Origin of the sequence: Paenibacillus sp. CECT 9249, from assembly GCF_918697855.1 — a bacterium.
Classification (GTDB): domain Bacteria; phylum Bacillota; class Bacilli; order Paenibacillales; family Paenibacillaceae; genus MSJ-34.
The window spans coordinates 60,814-84,028 of sequence record NZ_CAKKLI010000004.1; the positions used below are offsets into that span (position 1 = coordinate 60,814).

At 52.2% G+C, this 23,215-nt stretch carries 30 protein-coding genes; 25 read left to right on the forward strand and 5 right to left on the reverse strand.

What is annotated here, in order from left to right; all coding sequences use genetic code 11:
* Positions 1–66: 66 nt before the first annotated feature.
* Positions 67–1,035, forward strand: coding sequence for a patatin-like phospholipase family protein (locus LQ229_RS05235; RefSeq protein ID WP_216538782.1), 969 nt, complete (start codon positions 67–69; stop codon positions 1,033–1,035).
* Between the two features lie 52 nt (positions 1,036–1,087).
* Here LQ229_RS05235 and LQ229_RS05240 read toward each other — a convergent pair whose 3' ends face one another.
* Entirely contained in the window at positions 1,088–1,396 is a 309-nt protein-coding gene (locus LQ229_RS05240) for a hypothetical protein (RefSeq protein WP_216538781.1), read from the reverse strand.
* Between the two features lie 26 nt (positions 1,397–1,422).
* Positions 1,423–2,367 (reverse strand): DUF1385 domain-containing protein, encoded by a 945-nt coding sequence (locus LQ229_RS05245; protein WP_216538780.1) that lies wholly within the window; start codon positions 2,365–2,367, stop codon positions 1,423–1,425.
* A gap of 174 nt (positions 2,368–2,541) precedes the next feature.
* Between LQ229_RS05245 and LQ229_RS05250 the strand changes: the two genes are divergently transcribed.
* The 5 genes from LQ229_RS05250 to LQ229_RS05270 all read left to right on the forward strand — a co-directional run bounded on the left by LQ229_RS05250 (position 2,542) and on the right by LQ229_RS05270 (position 7,066).
* The gene (locus LQ229_RS05250; RefSeq protein ID WP_216538779.1) at positions 2,542–3,027 is read left to right on the forward strand and encodes a YqhR family membrane protein; all 486 of its coding nucleotides are present in this window, start codon (positions 2,542–2,544) and stop codon (positions 3,025–3,027) included.
* A 121-nt stretch (positions 3,028–3,148) separates the two neighbouring features.
* Positions 3,149–3,601 (forward strand): type II 3-dehydroquinate dehydratase, encoded by a 453-nt coding sequence (gene aroQ, locus LQ229_RS05255; RefSeq protein ID WP_216538778.1) that lies wholly within the window; start codon positions 3,149–3,151, stop codon positions 3,599–3,601.
* A gap of 5 nt (positions 3,602–3,606) precedes the next feature.
* A complete protein-coding gene (locus LQ229_RS05260; RefSeq protein ID WP_216538777.1) occupies positions 3,607–4,683 on the forward strand; it encodes a Xaa-Pro peptidase family protein in 1,077 nt (358 codons plus the stop codon).
* Positions 4,684–4,786: 103 nt separating this feature from the next.
* Complete coding sequence (efp, locus tag LQ229_RS05265) at positions 4,787–5,344, forward strand: elongation factor P (RefSeq protein WP_216538776.1); 558 nt, start codon at positions 4,787–4,789, stop codon at positions 5,342–5,344.
* Between the two features lie 468 nt (positions 5,345–5,812).
* Entirely contained in the window at positions 5,813–7,066 is a 1,254-nt protein-coding gene (locus LQ229_RS05270; RefSeq protein WP_216538775.1) for an aspartate kinase, read from the forward strand.
* A 78-nt stretch (positions 7,067–7,144) separates the two neighbouring features.
* Here LQ229_RS05270 and LQ229_RS05275 read toward each other — a convergent pair whose 3' ends face one another.
* The 3 genes from LQ229_RS05275 to LQ229_RS05285 form a co-directional block, all read right to left on the reverse strand.
* Positions 7,145–7,606: a DUF441 domain-containing protein gene (locus LQ229_RS05275; protein ID WP_216538774.1), complete on the reverse strand. Its 462-nt coding sequence runs from the start codon at positions 7,604–7,606 to the stop codon at positions 7,145–7,147.
* A 79-nt stretch (positions 7,607–7,685) separates the two neighbouring features.
* Positions 7,686–8,414 (reverse strand): 2-phosphosulfolactate phosphatase, encoded by a 729-nt coding sequence (locus tag LQ229_RS05280; RefSeq protein ID WP_216538773.1) that lies wholly within the window; start codon positions 8,412–8,414, stop codon positions 7,686–7,688.
* A gap of 44 nt (positions 8,415–8,458) precedes the next feature.
* Positions 8,459–9,277: a phosphosulfolactate synthase gene (locus LQ229_RS05285; RefSeq protein ID WP_216538772.1), complete on the reverse strand. Its 819-nt coding sequence runs from the start codon at positions 9,275–9,277 to the stop codon at positions 8,459–8,461.
* Positions 9,278–9,434: 157 nt separating this feature from the next.
* Between LQ229_RS05285 and LQ229_RS05290 the strand changes: the two genes are divergently transcribed.
* The 19 genes from LQ229_RS05290 (at position 9,435) to LQ229_RS05380 (ending at position 22,962) form a co-directional block, all read left to right on the forward strand.
* Positions 9,435–9,728 carry a YqhV family protein gene (locus tag LQ229_RS05290; RefSeq protein WP_230191115.1) on the forward strand — a complete coding sequence of 98 codons (294 nt, stop codon included), beginning with the start codon at positions 9,435–9,437 and terminating at the stop codon, positions 9,726–9,728.
* A 73-nt stretch (positions 9,729–9,801) separates the two neighbouring features.
* Positions 9,802–10,797 (forward strand): stage III sporulation protein AA, encoded by a 996-nt coding sequence (spoIIIAA, locus tag LQ229_RS05295; protein WP_216538770.1) that lies wholly within the window; start codon positions 9,802–9,804, stop codon positions 10,795–10,797.
* Positions 10,794–11,315: a stage III sporulation protein SpoIIIAB gene (gene spoIIIAB / locus LQ229_RS05300; protein WP_216538769.1), complete on the forward strand. Its 522-nt coding sequence runs from the start codon at positions 10,794–10,796 to the stop codon at positions 11,313–11,315. Before spoIIIAA ends, spoIIIAB begins: the two co-directional genes overlap by 4 nt.
* 108 nt (positions 11,316–11,423) lie before the next feature.
* A complete protein-coding gene (gene spoIIIAC / locus LQ229_RS05305; RefSeq protein WP_216538768.1) occupies positions 11,424–11,627 on the forward strand; it encodes a stage III sporulation protein AC in 204 nt (67 codons plus the stop codon).
* 9 nt (positions 11,628–11,636) lie between these two features.
* A complete protein-coding gene (gene spoIIIAD, locus LQ229_RS05310) occupies positions 11,637–12,026 on the forward strand; it encodes a stage III sporulation protein AD (protein WP_216538767.1) in 390 nt (129 codons plus the stop codon).
* Positions 12,027–12,093: 67 nt separating this feature from the next.
* A complete protein-coding gene (spoIIIAE, locus tag LQ229_RS05315; protein ID WP_290370019.1) occupies positions 12,094–13,245 on the forward strand; it encodes a stage III sporulation protein AE in 1,152 nt (383 codons plus the stop codon).
* The gene (spoIIIAF, locus tag LQ229_RS05320) at positions 13,242–13,967 is read left to right on the forward strand and encodes a stage III sporulation protein AF (protein WP_230191116.1); all 726 of its coding nucleotides are present in this window, start codon (positions 13,242–13,244) and stop codon (positions 13,965–13,967) included. The genes spoIIIAE and spoIIIAF overlap by 4 nt, the downstream gene beginning before the upstream one ends.
* 14 nt (positions 13,968–13,981) lie before the next feature.
* Positions 13,982–14,626, forward strand: coding sequence for a stage III sporulation protein AG (spoIIIAG, locus tag LQ229_RS05325; protein WP_230191117.1), 645 nt, complete (start codon positions 13,982–13,984; stop codon positions 14,624–14,626).
* A gap of 36 nt (positions 14,627–14,662) precedes the next feature.
* Positions 14,663–15,307 carry a SpoIIIAH-like family protein gene (locus tag LQ229_RS05330; protein WP_230191118.1) on the forward strand — a complete coding sequence of 215 codons (645 nt, stop codon included), beginning with the start codon at positions 14,663–14,665 and terminating at the stop codon, positions 15,305–15,307.
* Between the two features lie 282 nt (positions 15,308–15,589).
* Positions 15,590–16,093: an acetyl-CoA carboxylase biotin carboxyl carrier protein gene (gene accB, locus LQ229_RS05335; protein ID WP_216538762.1), complete on the forward strand. Its 504-nt coding sequence runs from the start codon at positions 15,590–15,592 to the stop codon at positions 16,091–16,093.
* 12 nt (positions 16,094–16,105) lie between these two features.
* Positions 16,106–17,449, forward strand: a complete 1,344-nt coding sequence (gene accC / locus LQ229_RS05340) for an acetyl-CoA carboxylase biotin carboxylase subunit (RefSeq protein WP_230191119.1) — start codon at positions 16,106–16,108, stop codon at positions 17,447–17,449.
* 95 nt (positions 17,450–17,544) lie between these two features.
* A complete protein-coding gene (locus LQ229_RS05345) occupies positions 17,545–17,955 on the forward strand; it encodes an Asp23/Gls24 family envelope stress response protein (RefSeq protein ID WP_216538760.1) in 411 nt (136 codons plus the stop codon).
* Between the two features lie 89 nt (positions 17,956–18,044).
* Complete coding sequence (gene amaP / locus LQ229_RS05350) at positions 18,045–18,584, forward strand: alkaline shock response membrane anchor protein AmaP (protein ID WP_230191120.1); 540 nt, start codon at positions 18,045–18,047, stop codon at positions 18,582–18,584.
* Between the two features lie 14 nt (positions 18,585–18,598).
* Positions 18,599–18,829, forward strand: a complete 231-nt coding sequence (locus tag LQ229_RS05355; protein ID WP_216538758.1) for a DUF2273 domain-containing protein — start codon at positions 18,599–18,601, stop codon at positions 18,827–18,829.
* A 271-nt stretch (positions 18,830–19,100) separates the two neighbouring features.
* Positions 19,101–19,547, forward strand: a complete 447-nt coding sequence (gene nusB, locus LQ229_RS05360; RefSeq protein ID WP_230191121.1) for a transcription antitermination factor NusB — start codon at positions 19,101–19,103, stop codon at positions 19,545–19,547.
* Positions 19,548–19,566: 19 nt separating this feature from the next.
* Positions 19,567–20,424: a bifunctional methylenetetrahydrofolate dehydrogenase/methenyltetrahydrofolate cyclohydrolase FolD gene (gene folD, locus LQ229_RS05365; protein WP_230191122.1), complete on the forward strand. Its 858-nt coding sequence runs from the start codon at positions 19,567–19,569 to the stop codon at positions 20,422–20,424.
* A 10-nt stretch (positions 20,425–20,434) separates the two neighbouring features.
* Positions 20,435–21,829: an exodeoxyribonuclease VII large subunit gene (gene xseA, locus LQ229_RS05370; RefSeq protein WP_230191123.1), complete on the forward strand. Its 1,395-nt coding sequence runs from the start codon at positions 20,435–20,437 to the stop codon at positions 21,827–21,829.
* Entirely contained in the window at positions 21,792–22,064 is a 273-nt protein-coding gene (gene xseB, locus LQ229_RS05375; protein ID WP_230191124.1) for an exodeoxyribonuclease VII small subunit, read from the forward strand. The genes xseA and xseB overlap by 38 nt, the downstream gene beginning before the upstream one ends.
* Positions 22,057–22,962, forward strand: a complete 906-nt coding sequence (locus tag LQ229_RS05380; RefSeq protein ID WP_230191197.1) for a polyprenyl synthetase family protein — start codon at positions 22,057–22,059, stop codon at positions 22,960–22,962. Before xseB ends, LQ229_RS05380 begins: the two co-directional genes overlap by 8 nt.
* The last annotated feature ends 253 nt before the right edge of the window (positions 22,963–23,215 follow it).

Genomic DNA, 23,215 nt, shown 5'->3' on the forward strand with positions numbered 1-23,215 from the left:
ATAGTGACAACCCTCCGCCGCATACATTTCCAGTAGAGGAATGACTGCGAAAAGGGTGATGTGCGAATGCGGGTCAATGCCGTATTTGAAGGCGGAGGTGTCAAAGGAATCGCGCTGGCGGGAGCGGTGCGGGCGGCGGAACAACACGGCGTCCGATTTGAACGGGTGGCCGGCACTTCGTCGGGTTCGATCGTCGCGGCATTGATTGCGGCCGGATTTACAGCGTCGGAAATGAAGAAGATCATCATCGAAACGCCGTTTTCCACATTGCTTACGAGAGCGCCTATATTTAACGTCAAAGTAATCGGCCCCGTCGCCAGGGTGCTATGGAAGAAAGGGCTTTATTCCGGCGAGGCGTTGGAGTATTGGATCCGAAACATTTTGTTGCGGAAAAAGGTGCGTACGTTCGGCGATTTGGCAAAAAACCAACTTCGCATCATCGCTTCGGACATTACGAACGGCAAGCTGCTCGTACTTCCGGACGATATATCCCAATACGGCATCGATCCCGCTCAATTCGAAGTGGCCAAGGCGATTCGCATGAGCACGAGCATTCCTTATTTCTTCGATCCGGTCATGATTCGCGAAGCGCATTCCGTCGGCGGGCGCAAAAAATTCAAAACCCAATTCGCCTATATCGTCGACGGCGGCTTGCTCAGCAACTTCCCGCTTTGGTTGTTCGACCGGGAATGCAAGCCAGGGCAAACGCCGATCGTACCGACGATCGGTTTTCAACTGGTAGGGAAAACGGAAAGTCAGCCGCATCGGATTAACGGGCCGTTCTCCATGTTCGAAGCGATGTTCGAGACGATGATGTCGGCGCATGACGAACGGTATATCGAGCAGCATAACCGTTACCGTACGATTAAAGTCCCGACGCTCGGCATCGGGACGGTTCAATTCGACATTAGTACGGAGGAAAGCTTGAAATTGTACGATGCGGGGTTAGCGGCGGGCACTCATTTTTTTGAAGGCTGGACCGTGAAGGATTACGAAGTGCATTTTAAGAAATACGTAACGGCGTTGAAAGTATAACCCGAAACAAAAGCAGCCCGCTCTTGAAGAGGAGGGGCTGCTTTCTTTTGCTTTAATGATACTTGGGATAATCGTCGTCGTCCGGACCTTTCTTCGAGCCATCGATTACCCGGAACGGAGCGCGTTTGCGCTTCGGCTTCTCCGGACGAACGCGGTTCGCCTCCACCCGGCGGTAACCGCCGCGGGCTCCGGGCCGCATAGAACGAAACCGTTGCGGCGGAAACTTATACAAGACGAAGACGACTCCAATGACGAGCAAAGGAATGATAAATTGGCCGGGCTGCTCCAGTATGCTTACAACCAAACCGATTAGCGCAAATGCGATAAAAATGTAGGCCGTAATCCGGTACCGGTTCACCATCACGCTCTCATCCTTTCGCTAAAAAATTATTGATTGGCAAATTGACGATCCAACTCTCTCATTCGGTTGAACGAAGCGATCGAAACTTCCACCTGATCGTCCGTCGGTTGCTTGGTCGTTAGTTTTTGCAGCCACAAGCCGGGATAACCGAGGTAACGAAGCACCGGCACGTCGCGCAAGGAATTTGTGAAACGGAGCGCCTCGTACGAAACGCCGAGTACGACAGGCAGGAGCAGCAATCTTTGAATAACGCGTTCCCATAAGTTGTCCCAAGGCACAAACGAATAGATGATGACGCCGATAATAACCGATAAGACGATAAAACTGCTTCCGCACCGGTAATGCAGCGTATTGAATTTTTGGACGTTCTTTACCGTCAGTTCCAAGCCGGCTTCGTAAGCGCTGATGACTTTATGCTCCGCGCCGTGGTATTGGAACAATCTTTTGATCGGCGGGGCTTGCGAAATGACCCACAAATAAACTAACAGAAATGCGATCTTAATGATGCCTTCGATCAGGTTGTGTAATATTTTATTCTCGAATGCTTGGCCAAAGATCAACTGCTCGACAAAAACAGGAACTAAAGTGAAAACCAATTTGCCCACGAGGAAGGAGAGAATGCCGACGACGGCGACGCCGAGAATCATCGTCAGGTTAAAGCCGGAGCTTTCCTTTTCCTTCTGCTTGGCGGCTTCCTCGGGGCCTACTTCGTCCTCCGCGTACGCTTCCGCCGAGAAGTTCAAATGCTGGGACCCTTTGGCGCTCGAGTCGATTAATCCGACGATTCCGCGGATAAAAGGTATTCTCTTTAACTGTTTCACCCACGGTTTTTCTTTTTTCGGAACTTCGAAAAACGCGATTTCGTTATTTTTCCGCCTTACGGCCGTTACATTCACGTATTGCCCCCCGAACATAACCCCTTCCAAGACCGCTTGTCCGCCGTATATTGCGGTTTTTGCTTTATCAGACAATGAGTGTCACCTTCCCCAAGTAAAAATCTTCCCGCTGCGCCTGACTCGTTCGAGGGCGAAGCTACCTTAATTGTAACGAATTTGCGGCAGAAATGCTACTTTGATTACGATAGTGCCAATTGCGCATACTACCGGATAGATCCGTGCGAATCTTGCAGAAGGAGGTTTATACATATGAAAAGACGAAAGAAAGGCAACACGAATATGTTCTGGTTCTCCATTCAACTCGGTTTTTTTGCGGGATTGATTTGGGGGCTCGTTCGGTGGTTTTTTTATTGGTTTCGTTTTACGTCGGTTAGTCCCGGCTTTATGCTCAAACCGTTCTACCGCGCTTCCTTCTGGCAGTCGATTGCCGGCCATGCCGCCGGAACGCTGTTATTTATACTGCTGTCCATTCTCGCAACGCTCATCTATACGCTGTTGTTTCGCAAATTGTTGGGCCCGTGGCCGGGAATCGTGTACGGCATGTTGTGGTGGGCGATATTGTTCGTATTTGCCGGACCCGCCGCCGGCATGGTGAATCGCGTGACGCATTCCAATTGGAATACGATTATATCCGAGTTTTGCGTTTTTGTGCTATGGGGGCTGTTCATCGGCTATACGACGGCGTTCGAATTCAACGACGAGCGGGTGAGAGAACCGCGTGAAGCGCGCAATTGATCTTCCGCCCGGTCGATCCGTGCGACAAAAGCTTCTCAAACCGCGGACATTTATGGTAAAATATCATGTGGTTATTTTACCGTAGGATTACGGATATATCAGTGCGGGTGGTCGATCGTAAATGCTTACAATATTAGTGTTGAACGGACCGAACTTGAATATGCTAGGAATTCGCGAACCAGGCATATACGGATCGGTCGGATTGGATGCGATTGAAGCGGCGCTGCGCGGCAAAGCGGGCGAATTGGGCATGGACCTCGAGTTCTTCCAATCGAATCACGAAGGGGCGCTCATCGACCGGATCCATGAAGCCTATGGCGTTGCGCAAGGCATCTTGTTCAATCCCGGCGCATTCACGCATTACAGTTACGCGTTGCGCGATGCCATCAGCACCGTCTCGATTCCTGTCGTCGAAGTACATTTGTCGAATATTCATCAGAGAGAATCGTTTCGTCATACTTCGGTGATCGCACCCGTCGCTCTCGGTCAAATCGCCGGCTTCGGAGCCGCCGGTTACGAACTGGGACTGATTGCGCTGCATCGCCATTTGAATGCGCAAATGAAAGAAGGTTGATCGTATTGAATAACAAACGGGTGGAACAACTCCGCCAAGCGATGGAAGCGCGGCAATTGGAAGCACTGTTTATTACGAACGGCGTAAACCGTCAATATGTGAGCGGTTTTACCGGGTCGTCCGGTTATGTTGTGATTACGATGGATAAGGCGTATTTGTTGACCGACTTTCGTTATATGACGCAAGCTGCGCAACAAGCTCCGGATTTTGAAGTGATCGAGCATCGCCCGCAAGTGATGGAGACGGTTCGGGATTTGCTCGCGGCGGTTGGAGTGAAGCGTACCGGATTCGAGCAGGATTATGTTGCGTTCAGTACATACAAGACGTACGAGGCGCAAGCAGGGACGATTCGATTGGTTCCCATGTCCGGCCTTGTCGAAGAACTGCGCATGGTGAAAGACGAGCGGGAATTGGCTTTGATTCAGGAAGCCGCCGATTTGGCGGATGCGACGTTTTCCCATATTTTGACGATGTTGAAGCCGGGAATAACGGAGAAGGAAATCGCGCTGGAGATGGAGTTTTTCATGCGGAGAAAAGGCGCGACCTCGACTTCGTTCGAAACGATCGTCGCTTCCGGCGAACGTTCGGCGCTGCCGCATGGCGTTGCGAGCGACCGCGTGTTGCGGAAGGACGAGTTCGTCAAATTCGATTTCGGCGCATATATGAACAGTTATGTCTCCGATTTGACGCGCACGGTCGTGCTTGGCAAACCGACGGACAAACATCGCGAAATATACGATATCGTATTGGAAGCGCAACTGCATGCGCTTGCGAACATCCGTCCGGGGATGACCGGCAGCGAAGCGGATGCCTTGGCGAGAGATATGATCGAGCGCCACGGTTACGGCGATAGCTTCGGCCACAGCACCGGCCACGGCATCGGCATGGAAATTCACGAGGCTCCGCGCCTCTCGAAGCTGAGCGACACGATTTTAAAGCCCGGCATGGTCGTTACCGTTGAACCCGGCATCTATATTCCGGGATTCGGCGGCGTACGGATCGAGGATGACATCGTCATTACTCAGGACGGGATTAAAATATTGACTCATTCCACGAAAGAATTTATAACGATTGACGCGTAAATGCTTCGGACGAATGAATTCACAACATGAGTTTCATGAAGGAAGAAAAGTTGGCGATCGCATTCGACGCGTCGCTTCACAAACATTTTTAGGAGGAATTTTCGTGATTTCAGTAAACGACTTTAAAACAGGATTAACCGTCGAAGTGGACGGGGATATTTTTACGGTTCTTGATTTCCAACACGTGAAGCCGGGGAAGGGAGCGGCATTCGTTCGTTCGAAGCTGAAAAACTTGCGCAACGGCAATACGGTGGAGCGTACGTTCCGCGCGGGCGAAACGATCGGCAAGGCGCAAATCGACAACCGCGAAGTGCAATATTTATACGCATCAGGCGACGAGCATGTATTTATGGATAACGAGTCATATGACCAATTCAGCTTGAGCGGCAAGCAGTTGGAGTGGGAATTGAATTTCCTGAAGGACAATATGAATGTTCATATCGTCAGCTATCAAGGCGAAATTCTCGGTATCAACCTGCCGAACAGCGTCGAATTGAAAGTGGTGGAAACCGAGCCGGGCATTAAAGGAAACACGGCTACCGGCGCAACGAAAAACGCGAAAGTAGAGACAGGATTAAACGTCCAAGTTCCTTTGTTTATTAACGAAGGGGACACACTGCTAATCGACACGCGCGAAGGGAAATACATTTCCCGGGCTTAATCGTCATCGGCGGTTATTGTTTTCTATAGCGGAAAGCCTCTCTTGCACGATATTCGTGACAGGGAGGCTTTTTTTGGCGGTTAGCGGCCGCGGGAGACGGTGTCCGCAGCAAGCGAGGCGGCCGGAAGATCCCTGATTTGCATCAGATAGGCGCCACTAGCCAATCTGCGGACTCAGAATCCATTATTTGTTACAAAGCAGGCGATAACAGCCAGCCCAACAGCAACTGCGGTTCGCTCTTTACCCCATAACTACTGGCGTTGCATCGAAAAAGGGTGCGGATTCGAGTTCATCCTCCATCAAAGCGAGAAAAAAGATGCATAGCAGCGCTTTGCTGAGCAACCGATCAAAACGGGTTAGAAGATGCAAAAATGACGGGGGAACTCGCCTATTGGGCAACACACGTTATGAAATCTATGATATAATAAAACATTATGCAACCGTAAATAGAGTGGGAGTGAGACACCTTTGGCATTGTACGTTATGAAATTTGGGGGCAGCTCCGTAGGGGATACGGAGCGGATGAAACATGTCGCCAAACGGATCGTAGAGAAAAAAGAGCAAGGCAACCAATGCGTTGTCGTCGTTTCGGCGATGGGCGATACAACCGACGATTTGATCGATCAATCGAAAGCATTGAATCCGAATCCGCCTGCAAGGGAAATGGACATGCTGCTCACGACGGGGGAGCAAATCTCCGTTGCGCTCCTGTCGATGGCCATTCATCAGCTCGGGCATGAAGCGCAGTCTTTCACCGGCTGGCAGGCAGGGTTTCGCACGGACGGAACGCACGGCAAGGCGCGTATCGTCGATATTGTTCCGGAGCGGGTCCACGCCGCGTTGGATAACGGGAAAATCGTCGTTGTGGCCGGATTTCAGGCGATGACCATGGACGGGGAAATTACGACGCTCGGCCGCGGCGGCTCGGATACGACCGCTGTTGCGCTTGCTGCGGCGATACGCGCGGACGTTTGCGAGATTTATACCGATGTGGACGGGATCTATTCTACCGATCCGCGAATTGTGAAATGCGCGCGCAAACTGGACGAAATTTCGTATGACGAAATGCTGGAGCTTGCCAATCTGGGCGCTGCGGTGCTTCATCCGCGCGCCGTAGAATACGCGAAACATCAAAAGGTACGCTTGGTTGTCAGATCCAGCTTTACGAATAATGAAGGAACGGTTGTCAAGGAGGAAACGAAGATGGAGCAAGGTGTAGTAGTCAGCGGCATCGCTTACGATAAAAATGTAGCGCGCATCAGCATTATGGAAGTGCCGGACGTTCCGGGGGTATTGGCGAAAGTGTTCGGGGCGTTGGCGGAAGCGAAAATCGATGTCGATATTATCGTGCAGAGCGGCGTACAAAACGGCAAAGCGGATTTCTCTTTTACGGTGGCGTTATCCGATCGGGAACGCGCGCTGCAAGTGATCGAACAGTTGCGCGAAGAATTGCCGTACCGCGAGGCGACTTCGGAAGACGGGCTGGTTAAAGTATCGATCGTTGGCGCCGGTATGGTTAGCACTCCGGGCGTAGCCGCGAAAATGTTCGATGTCATCTCCGGACTCGGCATTAGCATTAAAATGGTGAGCACGTCGGAAATTAAAATGTCTTGCGTCATCGACGGCGAGAAGCTCCAAGACGTAATACGCGCCTTGCATACGGCGTACGGATTGGATACGGCCGATCAAGTGTTTGTCGGCGGCCCGCAAGAACGCAGATAGTTATTGGAAAACATCAATGAAACCTGAGGCGAAGCAGCCCTCAGGTTTTTCAATTCATAGATATAAGCGGTATTCTTCTCAGATTCGGTCGAATATCATTTGCACGACCTTCATCAGCAGCGCGGTCAGGCCTGCGGCCATGAGCGGACCGACGGGGATGCCGCGCAGGAAAATAACGCCCAAGATGGAGCCAATAACAAGACCCACAATAATCTGTGGGTCTACCTTCAGCAGTTCGAGGCCGCGGCTGTTCATATAAGTTGCGAAGGCTCCGCCCAGCAAAGCGATAATGCCGGGCCAGGTCGTCAGCGCGGACCAAATATCCTTGAGCGAAACGCGGCCGGACGCGAACGGAACAAGGACGCCAAGCGTTAGAAATAGCAGCCCGAGCTCCAAACCGCGCCGTTCGATTGTCGGCAAAAATCGATCCAAATGCACGAGCTTGACGACTAACAGTATGCAAGCTGCCGTCGTTATTATAGGGGAGCGGCCGACCAGGCCGACAATAATAAGAATGACCATGACAATTTCGCCGTTCATCGTAACGCCCCTGTCCAAGTTAGTCTCTATATTAAATGTATGAACAAGCAGTCGTTTTAGAACGGGAGGCGTCGATGTTTTACTCGAACAGGAAAGGCTTCATGGACTGATGATCGGTTAAAATCGGTACGAGCGGTACGGTATCGACCCCTGCGCAATATTCCACGTCTTTGCCGAAACCAAGCTTCGAGAGCCTTCTTCCGCCTGCGCAATCGTACAGCGTTTGCGTCAGCCGGTCCGCGGAATGCAGATAGGCGCTGCGCATGGCAAGGCCCAGATCGTTAATTTGGATCGAGCTTGGATGATCGGAATGCTGCAGCAACCGGTCGACCAACAAGCCTGCGCATAATCCGTCTTCCAGCGCAAACTCGTCCTGCGTTCCCGAGCAGAGCAGAATGATATCCTTTTTCAAATGCAGGGCTGCTCTAGCGCATGCCGTCGCGTTAATGAACGCTCCCGCCAATATATAAGCGGCTTTCAGCGATTTTTGAATCGCGCGCGTTCCGTTCGTCGTCGTGAAGATGACCTTTCTGTCCGTCATTTCTTCGGTCATATACTCGTAAGGCGAATTGCCGGCATCGAATCCGGCGATTTTTTTGCAAAACCGTTCCCCACCCAACCAATCTCCGGGTTGCTGCACGTTTTGGGCTTGGCATACGGTCTCAACGGGAATGACTTCGCTGCATCCGTGCGCCAATGCGGTAACGATCGTACTCGTCGCACGCAAAGCGTCAATCACAATTGCTGTTTTGTGGATAAATAGTTCGGATCTGGCCTCGTTGACGCTAGCAATTACATCTACGTGCATTTTCTCAACTCCTAAATTTTGTACTCGCTTCGGAAGCATACCTCTTAAATTACATAATCGTATACTTGAAGTTTAGTCACAAACGTGTCGGAGCGCAACCCCCTGCGCAGCGCTTCCAGCGTCATGACATCCTGCGGGGCGATGTTGCCCAAGTTTACGTTCGCACCTAGTTCCTTCAGCATAAACAACTGCTGCGATTTGAGCGGCGCCTCCCACATAATCCAATCCATTTGCGGAATTTGGCTGACGATATTGCGAAACGATTCCTGCACGCATTCGCCTTGCTTATCGTAGATGCCGACATCGAGCCCGGATTCGCGGCCTTCGATCGTAAGGAATTCAGCCCCATGCTCGCGATCTTCGAATACCGTTTCGATCAACTCCTCCATATCGATGCCGGAACCCGACAATTTTTTGCCGAATTCGGAAAAAACGGCAAAACCTTCTTCCCGCCCTCTGACGATCAATTCGCTTCGCTTGCGCCGGGTTAAGGAAATGCTGCCGTCGGACACTTCGACGCCCGTAAACCCTAATTGTTTAATCATATGAAAAAATGACGGGACGATGTCTTGCTGTACGGCAATCTCCAAAAACGTTCCACCCGGGATGAAACATATGTTATACGTTTTGGCCATCTCCGCTTTTTGCCGCAACACCTCCGTCGGATAAAGCGGGGACGTGCCGAAGCCCAGTTTCACGATATCGATATATTCTCCAACTGTTTGCAGCAAATCTTCGAAAGCATGTAATCCGAGTCCTTTGTCGATAATCATCGTTTTGCCTGTCTGGCGCGGTTTGCTTGTTCTTTCTCCGGACGGATCAAGCAAGAGCGGATGCCAATTCGGACACGCGTTACCTTCCATAAGACGATTCTCCTCACTATGATGGTTTGAACATGTGAACGTTCCACTGGGAGTAATATATGCAATCGCATTTAGTCATGTGCCTACGGGAGGCGTCCCGCTTATTCGACTTTTCGATTCCTAAAATGAGACGAGCCTGCATACAGTTGTACAAAGCATGGTGAATGGGAAAGGAGCGAAGCAAGTGATCGATAAAATTGTGCTCAGTATGGCGTCGATTCGCATTTTGTCAGGTTCGATCGAAGTGTTGGCGGCCTTGCTGATGCTGCGTTTGAATCAGCCCGAGAAAGCGCTGGCTGTCAATACCGCGCTCGCGTTGGTAGGGCCGATCGTGCTGATTACGACGACGTCTATCGGAGTGATCGGCATCGCCGACAAGCTGTCCTGGGGCAAAATCGGTTGGATCGTCTGCGGGGTAGGCTGTATATTAATCGGAATTCTTAAAAAATAGTTCAGAGAGTCATAAAAAGATAGTCCAGGCATACATATGTGGTAAACGATAGGACAACTAGGGGGTGCGAAGGATGAACAGAGCGGCGTGGTTATCCGTTATTCCGTCCGCGCTCCAGGACATGTTGCTGAAGCTGCCGCCGCATGTTGCCGATCGCCTCGAAGAGATCCGTGTTCGCGAGGGGCGGGCGCTCGAAGTCAATTTCGCCGGAGAACATTCCTTCTTAACGTTGCGGGGCGAATTGACGAACCGGCCGGATGAAGCCTATCGTCCGACGCGCGAAGACGGGAAAAGGCTGCTTGACATGATCACGAACCATTCGCTCTATTCGATGGAGGAGGAACTGCGCAAAGGATTCATTACGATTCCAGGCGGCCACCGAATCGGACTTGCCGGCCGTACGGTGCTGCATCGGGGGGAAGTCGAGCATATTCGCGAGGTGACGAGTTTCAATATTCGGATCGCGCGGGAAATGAGAGGCGTCGGCCAGGAAGTGCTGCCGCATTTGCTAGATTTCCGGCAACAGAGCGTGCTGCATACGCTCATCTTGTCTCCGCCGCAGCATGGGAAGACGACGCTCATTCGCGACCTGGCCCGATTAATTAGCTATGGCGAATGGAATCATGCCGATGCGAAATGGAAAGGTCTCAAAGTCGGGATCGTCGATGAGCGTTCGGAAATCGCCGGTTGTTTGCGAGGCGTTCCCAGCTTCGACGTCGGCCCGCGAACCGATGTGCTGGACGGATGCCCGAAGGCCGAAGGAATGATGATGCTGATCCGGTCGATGTCGCCGGACGTTCTCATTGTGGACGAAGTCGGCCGCCCGGAAGACGCCGAAGCGATACGCGAAGCGCTTCATGCAGGCATTCGGGTTATTGCGACTGCCCATGGCAGCGGATTGGAGGAGATTTCACGACGGCCGATTTTGGCCAGGCTGAGCGAGGAGGAGCTGTTCCAGAGCTATGTCGTGCTGAACCGAACGAAGCAAGGGACGGTCAGGAATATTTACGATGCGAAGAAACGGCAGCTCTTGACGCCCGCTTTTGCAAGGAAAGGCGGGGGGCTATGACGCTGAAACTGATCGGTGCGGCGCTCGTCATCTTGTCCTGTTCGTTATTCGGTTTCTATCAGGCCGCGCAATTCGCCAACAGGCCGAAGCAAGTCAGACAGCTTGTCGCGGCGCTGCAGCGGTTGGAGACCGAAATATGGTACGGCCATGCTCCGCTTCCCGACGCGCTTCGCAAAATCGGGGAACAAATCCCCGAACCGCTCAAGCTTATTTTTACGACGGCGGCGCAGCGATTAACGGACGCCAAAGGGCTGTCGACGCAGGAAAGCTGGCAGCAGGCGATTGAGGAGCACTGGAAGTCGACCGCCATGAAACAAAACGAAAAGAACATTTTGCATCAATTCGGATTCAGTCTAGGAACCAGCGATCGAAACGACCAGATCAAGCACATCCGATTGGCCGTAGGTCAACTGCAGCACGAAGAAACGGCAGCCTTTGACGAGCAAGCCCGTTACGAGAAAATGAGCAGAAGTCTCGGCTTGTTAGCCGGTGCGCTCATCGTCATATTAATGTTTTGAAAAGCGGTTCAGGCTCGATACGAAGCTTACGATTTACGTCTAAGCGCAACTATATTGCGAGGCCTGCAGCATGGGGTACTGTCATTCATATAGAGAGGTGCCAAGAGGATGAACTTAGAAGTAGGCGCGATTTTTCAAATTGCGGGGATCGGCATCATCATCGCGATGATCCATACCGTGTTAAAGCAGATGGGGAAAGAGGATATGGCGCATTGGGTCACCGTGATCGGGTTCGTCGTCGTACTTTTTATGGTCGTTCGGCTCTTGAATGATTTGTTTCAAGAAATTAAGATGATCTTCCTGTTCCAGTAGGTGGACGGCGTGGAAATGATACAGATCGTTGGCCTGGGGCTGATCGCCACCGTATTGATCCTCGTCCTGAAAGAACAGAAGCCGATGTTCGCATTTGTTGTAGCCACGTTCACCGGCATCGTTATTTTTCTTTTCCTGATCGAAAAAATCGACGCGGTCATTCAAGTGCTGCAAGATTTGGCCGAACGATCCGGAATTCAAATGATCTATTTGAAAACGATACTGAAAATTATCGGCATCGCCTATATTGCCGAATTCGGAGCGCAAATCGTCAGGGACGCGGGTCAAGAAGGCATCGCTTCCAAAATCGAACTGGCCGGCAAAGTGCTGATCATGGTCCTCGCCATCCCGATTATCAGCATTATTATCGAAACGGTGCTGCGCCTGTTGCCGGCTTAACACGTCTCTTGCGCGAAACGGAGTTGATGCCATGAACCGCACGAACCAATGGAAAAGCGCGTCCGTCATGTTCCTTTGTTGTTTCATCGCGATGCTGGGGCAATATATTGCCGCGACAGCCTCGCCGGCGGATCAATTGATCGAGCAGCAGGCCAAACAGCTGCAGACGAGCGAAATCGAACGGTACTGGGATAATTTAATGAAGCAGTACGGCGGATTTTTCCCGGATCAGAAGGCCCCGACGTTTATGGATATGCTGCTTCCCGGAGGAGAAGGCTTCAGTCTCGCGTCGGCGTTGCGGGGATTGCTCTCGTTTCTGTTCCATGAAGTCGCATACAACGGCAAGCTGCTCGTCACCATCGTCATATTGACGGTATTTAGCATGATTCTCGAAACGCTGCAGACCGCGTTCGAACGGAACGCGGTCAGTAAAGTGGCTTATTCGATTTCTTATATGGTCATTATCATTATCGCGATCAACAGCTTTAACGTCGCGATCGGGTACGCCAAAGACGCCATCTCGGGCATGATTCATTTTATGATGGCGATGGTGCCCCTATTGTTCTCTTTGCTCGCTTCCATGGGCAACGTCGTAACGGTCTCCATTATGCATCCGCTCGTCGTTTTTATGATCCATACGGTAGGGAATCTGATCTACTTCGTCGTGTTCCCGCTATTGTTCTTCTCCGCCGTGCTGCATATCGTCAGTTCGATGTCGGACAAATATAAAGCGACGCATCTTGCAAATTTGCTGCGATCGATCGGGGTATATGCGCTTGGAGCGCTGCTGACCGTGTTTCTCGGCGTCATCTCGGTGCAAGGCGTAACCGGATCGGTGACGGACGGGGTGACGGTACGCACGGCCAAATATATTACCGGCAATTTCGTGCCCGTTGTCGGCAAGATGTTCTCGGATGCGGCGGATACCGTGATTTCCGCTTCGCTGCTCGTCAAAAATGCGATCGGCTTGGCGGGCGTACTCATTATCTTGTTTTTATGCGCGTTTCCCGCGCTTAAAATATTGACGCTCGCATTAATATACAACGTATCTGCGGCCGTCATGCAGCCGATGGGAGAGAGTCCCATCGTGACCTGCCTGCAAACGATCGGCAAGAGCATGATTTACGTGTTCGGCGCGCTCGCCGCCGTCGGATTGATGTTTTTTCTGGCGATCACGATTATGCTGACTGCGGGGAATGTGACGGTGATGCTGCGATGATGGACTGGCTCAACGGTTGGTTGAAACAAATCATCGTCGTCATTCTAATCGCTTCGTTCGTCGATTTGATCTTGCCGAGCCGTTCCCTGCAGCGGTATGTCAAATTGGTTGTCAGCCTGCTGATCCTGCTGACGATCATTTCGCCCGTTCTGGAATTGTTTCAAGGCAATTTTGCGGATCGGCTGGCAGACGAATTGGAAAGGCAATCGAGTTTCGAGAAGGCCGCTTCCGGCAAGATGGACGATCTCGAGCGAATCGTCAGCGAGGGCGAACGAATCAGGCGAAGCCGGGAAGAAGAAGCTTTGCGCACCGTCGAAGCCGAGATCGCCGCACGGATGAAGGAACAGATCGAGCGCGAGACGGGCGCGGCGGTGTCGAAGGTCAGCGTTTCGCTGAACTACGGGCCGAATGGCTCGGGGCAGACATCAAGGCAACCGCCCAAGATCGGCTCCGTATCCGTCGTTCTGAATGGAGACGAACGACCCGCGCTAGGCGGAGCCGAGCCGATCGCCGGAATCAAGCCGATGGAGGCGGTCAAAGTGGAAGTGCGCATCGAGTCTTCGGGGGAGTCCGTCCCCGCATTGGCGGAGGCGGATCCGGAAGCGCGGCCGAATGGCGCGAGTGCCGGGCAAGCGGCGGGCGGGCAAACCGTCAAGGAGGAAATCGCCCGTCTGATCCGGCGCGAGTGGGATGTGGAAGCAAACGGAATCCAGGTCGAATAGGAGGTGGACTTCATTTGGCAAAATGGCTGCAATCGTTGGAGAATTGGATCGGCGGCGGCCCGGGCGGGACCAAACGGGTACAAACGTTTCGCTGGCTGCTTATTTTGGGGCTGATCGGCATGGGACTATTGCTGTTCAACTCATTTGCAAAAATGAACGTCAAATCGGTCGATAACGTCAATGAGAGTCGCGATCCTCCGCCGTCCGACATACAAGCCGCTGCGACCGCCGATCCGTCGCCGCTCTCCGCGTTCGATACGATCGAACAGGCTCTGGAGGCGAATATGAAGGAGATCTTGGAAAAGATCGTCGGCGTCGGCACGGTGGATGTCATGGTAACGGTCGATTCCACGGAGGAAGTCATTGTACAGCGCAACGTCAAAGACAGCCAGCAGGTTACGGACGAATCCGATCCGAACGGAGGCAAGCGGCATATTACGCAATATACCCGCGACGGACAGATTGTCACGTACGAATCTTCCGGCGATCAGACTCCGATCGTAACGAAAAAAATTAAACCGAAAATTCGAGGGGTGCTCATTGTTGCCAAAGGTGCGGAAAACCGCACCGTGAAGGAACTGATCATCGACGCGGTGGAAAAAGGGATGAGCGTTCCCGCTTACCGCATTTCCGTCGTGCCCCGCAAGCAATCCCAATAATTAAAATAAATTATATCCGCAAGGAGGAAAAACAAAATGAATTCGAAAAGACAAACGATTTGGTTAGTTTCCATGCTGAGCATTATGGTCATCCTGTCCGCCTATTATTTGTTCACCGATCCTTCTGGATCGAAGGAATCGAACCAGCTCGCGGACGGCACGCAACTGACGAACGATATGATCATGCCTAACGGAACGGATAACGGCAACGGCGCAAACGATGTAATCGTGGACGAAGTGCTCGATCCGAACGCGGATCCGACGAGCGAGCCGTCGGAAAGCAAGAGCGACCAAGACGTGCTGAAGCAGATGGAAAATCAGGGGGCGTCGTCCAAAGACTATATTACGAAGCTGCAAATGAACCGGAACGACGAAAATCAGAAAAAAATGGAGGAATTGCAATCGATCGTGAACGACATGGAAAAATCGCCTGCGGACGCCGGCAAAGCGACGGAAGAGATGATGAAGCTGGAAGAGAAGGAGCAAAAAATAACGAGCGTCGAGGAAACATTGCAGAAAGAATTCGGCGATGCGGTTATTACGCAGGATAACGATAAATATAAAGTCGTCGTACAGAGCAAGCAATTGGAAGTCAGCCAAGCGGTCAGCATCATCGATCTTGTTATGAAAGAATTAAATGTAACGCAAGATAAAGTGAGCGTACAGCGCGTCTCGCCGTAATCCGATTGTTGCAATGAAAATGCAAGTTCAAAAAGTGAACTTTTCAAACACCGAGAAGGCAGGGAGAACCATTCGATGTCGAATCCGCTCCCGGATATGCTTCGCGATCAAAAGGGGACTTTTTGAACAACCGCGTAAAAGAGTCCGGTTGATCTGGACTCTTTTTATTTTGAACGATTATGTTATAATACTTACGTTATATGTTCGTCCGCAACATGGACAACGAACGTTTCCGCAACTTGAATGAGAAAGTGAAAGCAGATCTGACAAGGAGTGAAATAAATGTTTAAACTGAGCGAGATTAAAGAGTTAATCAAGCTGGTCGACCAGACTACCGTTCAAGAATTGGAAATTGAAAACGAAGGTTCAAGACTGTTGATTCGCAAGCCGGGCAAAACGGAATTGGTCAACGTCCAAACCGCGCCGATTCAGCAAACCTTTCATCCCGCGCCAACCGCGCATATTGCGGCGGGGCCCGCAGCGGATGCGGCCCAGGCCCAAGGCCAGGCGAACGACGCTCCCGCCAAAGCGGAGCAAGCAAGCAATTTACATAAAATCGTCTCGCCCATGGTGGGCACTTTCTATCAAGCGCCATCGCCGGACGCGAGCCCATATGTGAAAATCGGCGACAAAGTCAAGGAAAAATCGGTCGTTTGCATTATCGAAGCGATGAAATTGATGAACGAGTTGGAAGCAGAGGTTAAAGGCGAAATCGTCGATATTTTGGTTGAGGACGGTCAGTTGGTTGAATTCGGTCAACCTCTTTTCTTGGTGAAAACGGAATAGGGGGAGAGAGCAATGAAGTTTCGAAAAATATTGATCGCCAACCGCGGCGAAATCGCAGTGCGCATTATTCGCGCATGCCGGGAGCTTGGAATCGCTTCGGTTGCCGTATATTCCGAGGCGGACCGCGACGCGCTCCATGTACGGATGGCGGATGAGGCCTACTGCATCGGACCTACAATTTCCAAGGAAAGCTATCTGAACTTGGCGAATATTATGAGCGTAGCTACGCTCACCGAATGCGACGCCATCCATCCGGGATACGGTTTCTTGGCCGAGAACGCCGATTTCGCGGAAATTTGCGACTCCTGCAACATCGCCTTTATCGGTCCTTCGCCGGAAGCCATCAGCCGGATGGGCGACAAATCCGTTGCCAAACAGACGATGAAAGAAGCGAATGTGCCGGTTATTCCGGGTTCGGACGGATTAATTGAGGATTTGGACGAAGCGATCATGGTCGCGCGCGATATCGGTTATCCCGTTATTATTAAAGCGACGGCAGGCGGAGGCGGCAAAGGCATCCGTTTGGCGGAGAACGAAGAAGCGCTCATTCAGCAAATAACGACCGCGCAGCAGGAAGCTCAAAAGGCGTTCGGCAATGCCGGCGTTTATTTGGAGAAATATTTGACCGGCATGAAGCATGTCGAAATTCAAATTATCGCCGACAAACACGGAAACGTTGTGCATTTGGGCGAACGCGATTGCTCGGTGCAGCGCCGCAGACAGAAGCTGATCGAAGAGGCGCCGTGCGCGGTGTTGTCGCCCGAAATTCGCGAGCGGATGGGGCAGGCCGCCGTGCGCGCCGCACAAGCCGTCAATTATGCGGGTGCGGGCACGCTGGAATTCCTGCTTGGACCTGACGGCAACTTTTACTTCATGGAAATGAATACGCGAATTCAAGTCGAGCATCCCGTAACGGAGATGATTACGAGCGTCGACCTGATTAAAGAGATGATCTCGGTAGCCGAGGGCAACCCGTTGTCGTTCCGGCAAGAAGACGTTCAATTTAACGGATGGTCGATCGAATGCCGCATTAATGCGGAAGATTCGAGCCGCAATTTCATGCCTTCGCCGGGCAAGATCGGCTTCTACTTGCCGCCGGGAGGATTGGGCGTCCGGGTCGATAGCGCCGCGTATCCGGGATATACGATTTCGCCCCATTACGATTCGATGATCGCCAAGCTGATCGTATGGGCGCCGACGCGCCAGGAAGCGATCGAGCGCATGCGCAGAGCGCTGTCCGAATTTGAAATCGAAGGAATTCATACGACGATTCCTTTTCATTTGAAACTGCTCGAACATCCCAAATTCGTGGAAGGCGATTTCGATATTAAGTTTCTTGAGGAGTATGAAGTCTAGTTTGTCATATTTCCGATGAAATGATATAGTATGTATAATATGGTGCGTATGCTTGTCGGATGAAACATCCGCAAACTATTGGAGGTGTCTGGCGAATGGATACGATAGCGACGGATTACGAAAAGACGGAAATGGGACAAATTCATATCGCTCCGGAAGTCATTGAGGTCATCGCCGGTTTGGCCACAATCGAAGTGGAGGGCGTTGCCGGCATGAGCGGCGGTTTTGCGGGAGGCATTGCAGAATTGCTAGGACGCAAAAATTTGTCCAAAGGCGTAAAAGTTGAGGTCGGACAACGGGAAGCGGCTGTGGACGTATCGATCATTGTGGAATATGGAAACCGCATTCCGGAAGTGGCTACGGAAATTCAACGCGGTGTGAAACGTTCGATTGAAACGATGACCGGCCTGCATGTCGTGGAGGTCAACGTACACATTCACGACGTTCATTTCAAAGTTGCGGATAAGCCGGAAGAGGAAGAATCGGCGGCGCAACGAGTACGATAAGCCGTTTGCAGGAACGCGTTAATTAGAATGGAGAACCCCCGACATCATCGTCAGGGGTTTGCTCTGATTTTAAGGAGGCCACAGCATTTATGGTGAAAATATTGGACAGGCTGCTGCTGTTTCTATACAGCTTGGTCATCGGGGCATTATCCGTCGTGATGTTTCTCGTTACAATGGGATGGTTGAAACCGGCTCTCTTTTTGGTTGAAGGCGACTGGCTCCGCTACAGCTTTATCGCCGGTTCGGTCGTCATATTTTTAATCAGCCTCCGCTTTTTTTACATATCGGTTCGCCGCGAGAAGGCGTCGCTGCATTCGATCGATCAGCGCAACGACTTCGGCGATATTAAAATTTCCGTGGAAACGGTTGAAAATTTAGTCTTGAAATCGGCGTCCCGCATTCGCGGCGTCAAAGATTTGAAAACGAAAATTGAAGTGACCGAAGCGGGCATCGTCATTACGATTCGCCTGATCGTGGACGGAGAAAGCTCGATTCCGGGAATGACCGAAGAAGTGCAGCGCCAAGTTCACGGATATGTGCAAGAAATTACGGGAATTCCCGTATCCAATGTATCCGTATATATTGCGAATATCGTTCAGACGCAAGTCTTCAAATCGAGAGTGGAATAGAGGTGAGTTTCCCGATGTGGAAATCGATATGGGAAAGTCACGGCGGACGTATTTCCGGCGTTGCGGCAGGAACGATTCTTTTTATCGCGTATATCTGTTTCGGATTTTGGGACATGCTCTTCCTGGCTTTGTTAGTATTTATCGGCTATACGCTCGGAAAGCAGAAGGACTTGAAGCTTGGCGCTTTGTTCCCGTGGCAGCGCATGGCGGATTGGCTGACCGATAGATGGAGATTGTTTAAGTGAATCCTGTGAAAGTTCCTGAACGAAAATGACTTGATATAGAGGTTGTTCAAATAGCGGGCGCAGCGCCAGCTGCCTCCCGGATCTCGCCGAAAATTGCGGCTTGCGCGGGAATTTCCACGGAAATTCCAAAGGCATCCTTAGAAGTCCCCATCGGCTGTTTGAACTTGCATTTATATGCTGTCCACTATCGTACAGGAGACGATCATAGGTTTTTTTGTGTCGAGAACGTATCATACTAATGAAATATAACCCTAATGTTGGAGGAACGTGAATGAAGAGGCGCCTGGCGAGAGAAATTACGGTGCAAAGCTTGTATCAAATGGAAATGAACGGAGTGTCGGCCGAAGAGGCCGTCTCCATGGTGTTGACCGAAGCGAAGGAAGAGAACGAGACGGAAATCGAAGTGCGCAACGTACAGGAGACAAGCGTTCACGTGCTAGCCCTTGTTCATGGCGTATGGAACAACAAAGAACGGATCGACCAGCTGTTGTCCGAATTTCTGAAGGGATGGCAGGTCGATCGTTTGTCCCGCGTCGATCGGCAAATACTGCGCCTCGCTTGTTATGAAATGGTGCTCAAGGACGACGTGCCGCCGAAGGTGGTCATCAATGAAGCGATTGAGCTTGCAAAACATTTCGGCACGGAAGATTCCGGCAAATTCGTCAACGGCGTGTTGGGGAAAATGATGAAGGAACTGGATAAGCTGAAATCAAACTGACATAGGGGAGAGATGAACAATGACGGCAACCTTGATAGACGGCAAGGCGATTTCCGCGTCAATTCGCGAACAAATTCAATCCGAAGTGGAACGGTTGATCGGGCAAGGCGTTCGTCCCGGTCTGGCGGTGGTGCTCGTCGGCGAAGATCCGGGCTCGAAAGTATATGTGGGCAGCAAGGAAAGAAGCTGCAAGGAATTGGGGATTTATTCGGAGGTGCATCGCCTCCCCGCATCCGCGTCGCAGGAGGAATTGCTTGCGCTGGTGGATCGATTGAACCGCCAGGACAATATTCACGGCATTCTTGTCCAATTGCCGCTTCCCGGACATATGAACGAGAAAGCGGTCATCGACGCGATTGCCGTCGAGAAGGATGTGGACGGCTTCCATCCGATCAATGTCGGCAACTTGATGATCGGCGACGATAGCTTGCTGCCGTGCACGCCGGCGGGCGTCATCGAGATGATCAAACGGACGGGCGTCGACATCGCCGGCAAACACGCAGTCGTCATCGGCCGCAGCAATATTGTGGGCAAGCCGGTATCGATGCTGCTGCAGCGGGAGAACGCGACCGTAACGATGTGTCATTCGAAGACGGCGAATATGCGGGAATTGACGCGCCAGGCGGATATTCTCGTTGTGGCGATCGGCCGCGCCAAATTCGTAGACAGAAGTTATGTGAAACCGGGAGCGGTCGTCATCGACGTTGGGATGAACCGGTTGGAGAACGGCAAGCTCGCGGGCGATGTCGATTTCGAAGACGTGAAGGAAATATCGGGACCGATCACGCCGGTACCGGGCGGAGTCGGGCCGATGACGATCGTCATGCTGATGCAAAATACGCTGATCGCCGCCAAACGGGCGCACGGCATCGAATAAGGTGCGGGCGATGGCGGAGCAGCGCATATTATCGATCAAAGAATTAAACCGCTATATCCGCATGAAGCTGGAGACGGATCATGTTCTGCAAGAGGTGTGGATTCGCGGGGAAATATCCAATTTCACGCATCATTCGAGCGGGCATATGTATTTCACGCTGAAAGACGCGGACAGCCGCATCAAAGCGATTATGTTCGCCAGCCATAATCAGAGGCTTCCCTTCATTCCGAAGGAAGGGGCCCGGGTGATCGCCCGCGGCAACGTGTCCGTCTACGAGCGGGACGGACAATACCAATTTTACGCGACGCATATGCAGCCGGACGGGATCGGCAGTCTGTATTTGGCTTACGAGCAGCTGAAGCAAAAATTGGACGGGGAAGGCTTGTTCGCTCCCGAATCCAAACGGCCGATCCCGCGATTTCCGAAAACGATCGGCGTCATCACGTCTCCTACGGGGGCGGCCGTGCGCGATATTATCATTACGCTGCAGCGCCGCCATCCCGCGGTGCCGGTCATCCTATATCCCGTGCTTGTCCAGGGCAAGCAGGCGGGCCCGATGATCGCCGGCGCGATCGAAGCGATGAACCGGTACAAGGAAGTCGACGTGCTGATCGTCGGGCGGGGCGGAGGCTCGCTGGAGGAACTATGGGCGTTTAACGAAGAAGTGGTCGCTCGCGCCATTCACGCGTCGCAAATTCCGATTATATCGGCGGTCGGGCATGAGACGGATTATACGATCGCCGATTTTGTCGCGGATTTGCGCGCGGCGACGCCGACGGCGGCGGCGGAGTTGGCCGTTCCGCATCACGCGGAATTGAAGCAGCATCTCCGCCACTTGGAGCAGCGGATGGAGCAGGCGACGCGCATGCGCCTGCGGCAGCGCCGCGAAGCGCTTCACCGGCTGCAGAAGTCGCCGGCATTCGCCAATCCGCGCAAGGCGCTGCTGCAGCCGGCGCAGCGGCTCGACCGGCTGCGCGAGCAGTTGCGGTTCCGGATGCAGAACCGGCAAAGCCGGCTCGCCGAGCGGCGAACCAATTTGTCGGGCCGTTTGCTTCGCCACAATCCGCAAGAGCAAGTAACGGCCGCAAGCAAACGAAAGGAGCATCTCCAATACCGGATGCTGCAGTCGATTCAATCGACGGTGAAAGAAAGGAAGCACCGTTTGATCTCAGGCATGAAGCAGTTGGACGCGTTAAGTCCGCTCAAGGTGATGGCGCGCGGCTTCAGTCTCGTTTACGACGAGCGGGAGCAGCGATTGATCAAATCGATTGCCGATGTGGAGCTCGGCGATCTCGTACGCATTAAAATGGGAGACGGCAGGCTGGATTGCCAAGTATGGGGCATGACGGGGGAGGAGGAAACGAAAGATGGCGGACAATACGGAAAAGACGGAAAACGCGCATAGCTTCGAAGAGGCGATCGATAAGCTCGAGCAAATTGTAACTCGGCTCGAAAGCGGAGACGTTCCGTTGGAACAAGCGATCGAACTGTTTCAAGAAGGAATGAAGCTGTCGCAATGGTGCGGCCACAAATTGGAGCAAGTCGAACGCAAAATTGAGATGTTGATGGAAGAAAACGGGGAATTTCGCAAAAAACCTTTTACAAACATTTTAGACGAGTCTGGTGATCCGATTGAATAATACGCCTTCGATTCAAGATTATTTGCAATCTTGTTCTGCATTGATAGAGCGGCATTTGGGGAACATATTTCCCGAGGAGTGGAATTTTCCTAGCGTGCTGCGCGAATCGATGTTTTATTCGCTTATGGCGGGCGGCAAACGGCTGCGTCCGATCTTGACTCTCGCCGCGGCCGAAGCGTTGGGCGGATCGGCCGAGAGGGCGGTGCCGGTCGCTTGCGCCGTGGAGATGATCCATACGTATTCGCTAATACACGACGATCTGCCCGCCATGGACAATGACGATTACCGCCGCGGCAAATTGACGAACCATAAAGTATATGGTGAAGCAATGGCGGTGCTGGCCGGCGACGCGCTGCTTACTCACGCTTTTTACGTTGCCGCGCAGGCCGCCCGGACGGCCGGAGCGTCCGCGGAGGATACGCTTGCCGTTATCGAAGATTTGGCGATGCTGGCCGGGGCGCGCGGCATGGTGGGGGGACAAGTCGCCGATATGCAGGGCGAGCAAGGGTTGACCGATTTGGATCAGCTCCGGTATATCCATTTGCACAAAACGAGCGATTTAATCGTGTTCGCGCTCAGAGCCGGCGGCCGAATTGCGGGCGCTACGAAGGAACAGCTTGACGGCTTGTCCGTCTTCGGCTCGAACCTCGGTCTCGCTTTTCAAATTCAGGACGACATTCTCGATCTGATCGGGGATGAACGTAAGCTCGGCAAGCCGACGAACAGCGACGTCAAAGGCAAAAAAGTGACCTATCCGTTCTTTATCGGCCTGGAAGCTTCGGAACGGGAAGTGGAACGATTGACGGAAGAAGCGAAACAAGCGATTCTTGCCGCAAACTTGCCGAATCCGCATAAATTGTTGCAAATTGCTGACTATTTGATGAAACGGGACCATTAATTGCTGCGTATAACTTATTAATTTATGTTATAATAAGTCTTACATATGAGTGGTGCAGTATCCTAGTCAGTCTACCTTTCTGAAGGCGGGCCTAAAAATTCGCCAAAGGGCACATCGATGAAGTTCCTGGTGTTGGCTTTCGACGCCCAGTCGGGGGCTGATGCTGGGAGTTAAGGTTGTGGGGCGATCCACAATGGCATGTGGGCGTTGACCCCGCTTCCGCGGAGGCCCAAGTTCGTGGCTTTTGCGCCCT

What these genes read in the sequence shown, in the direction of transcription:
- LQ229_RS05235 (WP_216538782.1), top strand. Translation starts at nt 67, where the DNA reads ATGCGGGTCAATGCCGTATTTGAAGGCGGAGGTGTCAAAGGAATCGCG.
- LQ229_RS05240 (WP_216538781.1), bottom strand. Translation starts at nt 1,396, where the DNA reads ATGGTGAACCGGTACCGGATTACGGCCTACATTTTTATCGCATTTGCG.
- LQ229_RS05250 (WP_216538779.1), top strand. Translation starts at nt 2,542, where the DNA reads ATGAAAAGACGAAAGAAAGGCAACACGAATATGTTCTGGTTCTCCATT.
- aroQ (WP_216538778.1), top strand. Translation starts at nt 3,149, where the DNA reads ATGCTTACAATATTAGTGTTGAACGGACCGAACTTGAATATGCTAGGA.
- LQ229_RS05275 (WP_216538774.1), bottom strand. Translation starts at nt 7,606, where the DNA reads ATGAACGGCGAAATTGTCATGGTCATTCTTATTATTGTCGGCCTGGTC.
- LQ229_RS05280 (WP_216538773.1), bottom strand. Translation starts at nt 8,414, where the DNA reads ATGCACGTAGATGTAATTGCTAGCGTCAACGAGGCCAGATCCGAACTA.
- LQ229_RS05285 (WP_216538772.1), bottom strand. Translation starts at nt 9,277, where the DNA reads ATGGAAGGTAACGCGTGTCCGAATTGGCATCCGCTCTTGCTTGATCCG.
- LQ229_RS05290 (WP_230191115.1), top strand. Translation starts at nt 9,435, where the DNA reads ATGGTGAATGGGAAAGGAGCGAAGCAAGTGATCGATAAAATTGTGCTC.
- spoIIIAA (WP_216538770.1), top strand. Translation starts at nt 9,802, where the DNA reads ATGAACAGAGCGGCGTGGTTATCCGTTATTCCGTCCGCGCTCCAGGAC.
- spoIIIAB (WP_216538769.1), top strand. Translation starts at nt 10,794, where the DNA reads ATGACGCTGAAACTGATCGGTGCGGCGCTCGTCATCTTGTCCTGTTCG.
- spoIIIAC (WP_216538768.1), top strand. Translation starts at nt 11,424, where the DNA reads ATGAACTTAGAAGTAGGCGCGATTTTTCAAATTGCGGGGATCGGCATC.
- spoIIIAE (WP_290370019.1), top strand. Translation starts at nt 12,094, where the DNA reads ATGTTCCTTTGTTGTTTCATCGCGATGCTGGGGCAATATATTGCCGCG.
- spoIIIAF (WP_230191116.1), top strand. Translation starts at nt 13,242, where the DNA reads ATGATGGACTGGCTCAACGGTTGGTTGAAACAAATCATCGTCGTCATT.
- LQ229_RS05330 (WP_230191118.1), top strand. Translation starts at nt 14,663, where the DNA reads ATGAATTCGAAAAGACAAACGATTTGGTTAGTTTCCATGCTGAGCATT.
- accB (WP_216538762.1), top strand. Translation starts at nt 15,590, where the DNA reads ATGTTTAAACTGAGCGAGATTAAAGAGTTAATCAAGCTGGTCGACCAG.
- accC (WP_230191119.1), top strand. Translation starts at nt 16,106, where the DNA reads ATGAAGTTTCGAAAAATATTGATCGCCAACCGCGGCGAAATCGCAGTG.
- LQ229_RS05345 (WP_216538760.1), top strand. Translation starts at nt 17,545, where the DNA reads ATGGATACGATAGCGACGGATTACGAAAAGACGGAAATGGGACAAATT.
- amaP (WP_230191120.1), top strand. Translation starts at nt 18,045, where the DNA reads ATGGTGAAAATATTGGACAGGCTGCTGCTGTTTCTATACAGCTTGGTC.
- LQ229_RS05355 (WP_216538758.1), top strand. Translation starts at nt 18,599, where the DNA reads ATGTGGAAATCGATATGGGAAAGTCACGGCGGACGTATTTCCGGCGTT.
- nusB (WP_230191121.1), top strand. Translation starts at nt 19,101, where the DNA reads ATGAAGAGGCGCCTGGCGAGAGAAATTACGGTGCAAAGCTTGTATCAA.
- folD (WP_230191122.1), top strand. Translation starts at nt 19,567, where the DNA reads ATGACGGCAACCTTGATAGACGGCAAGGCGATTTCCGCGTCAATTCGC.
- xseA (WP_230191123.1), top strand. Translation starts at nt 20,435, where the DNA reads ATGGCGGAGCAGCGCATATTATCGATCAAAGAATTAAACCGCTATATC.
- xseB (WP_230191124.1), top strand. Translation starts at nt 21,792, where the DNA reads ATGGCGGACAATACGGAAAAGACGGAAAACGCGCATAGCTTCGAAGAG.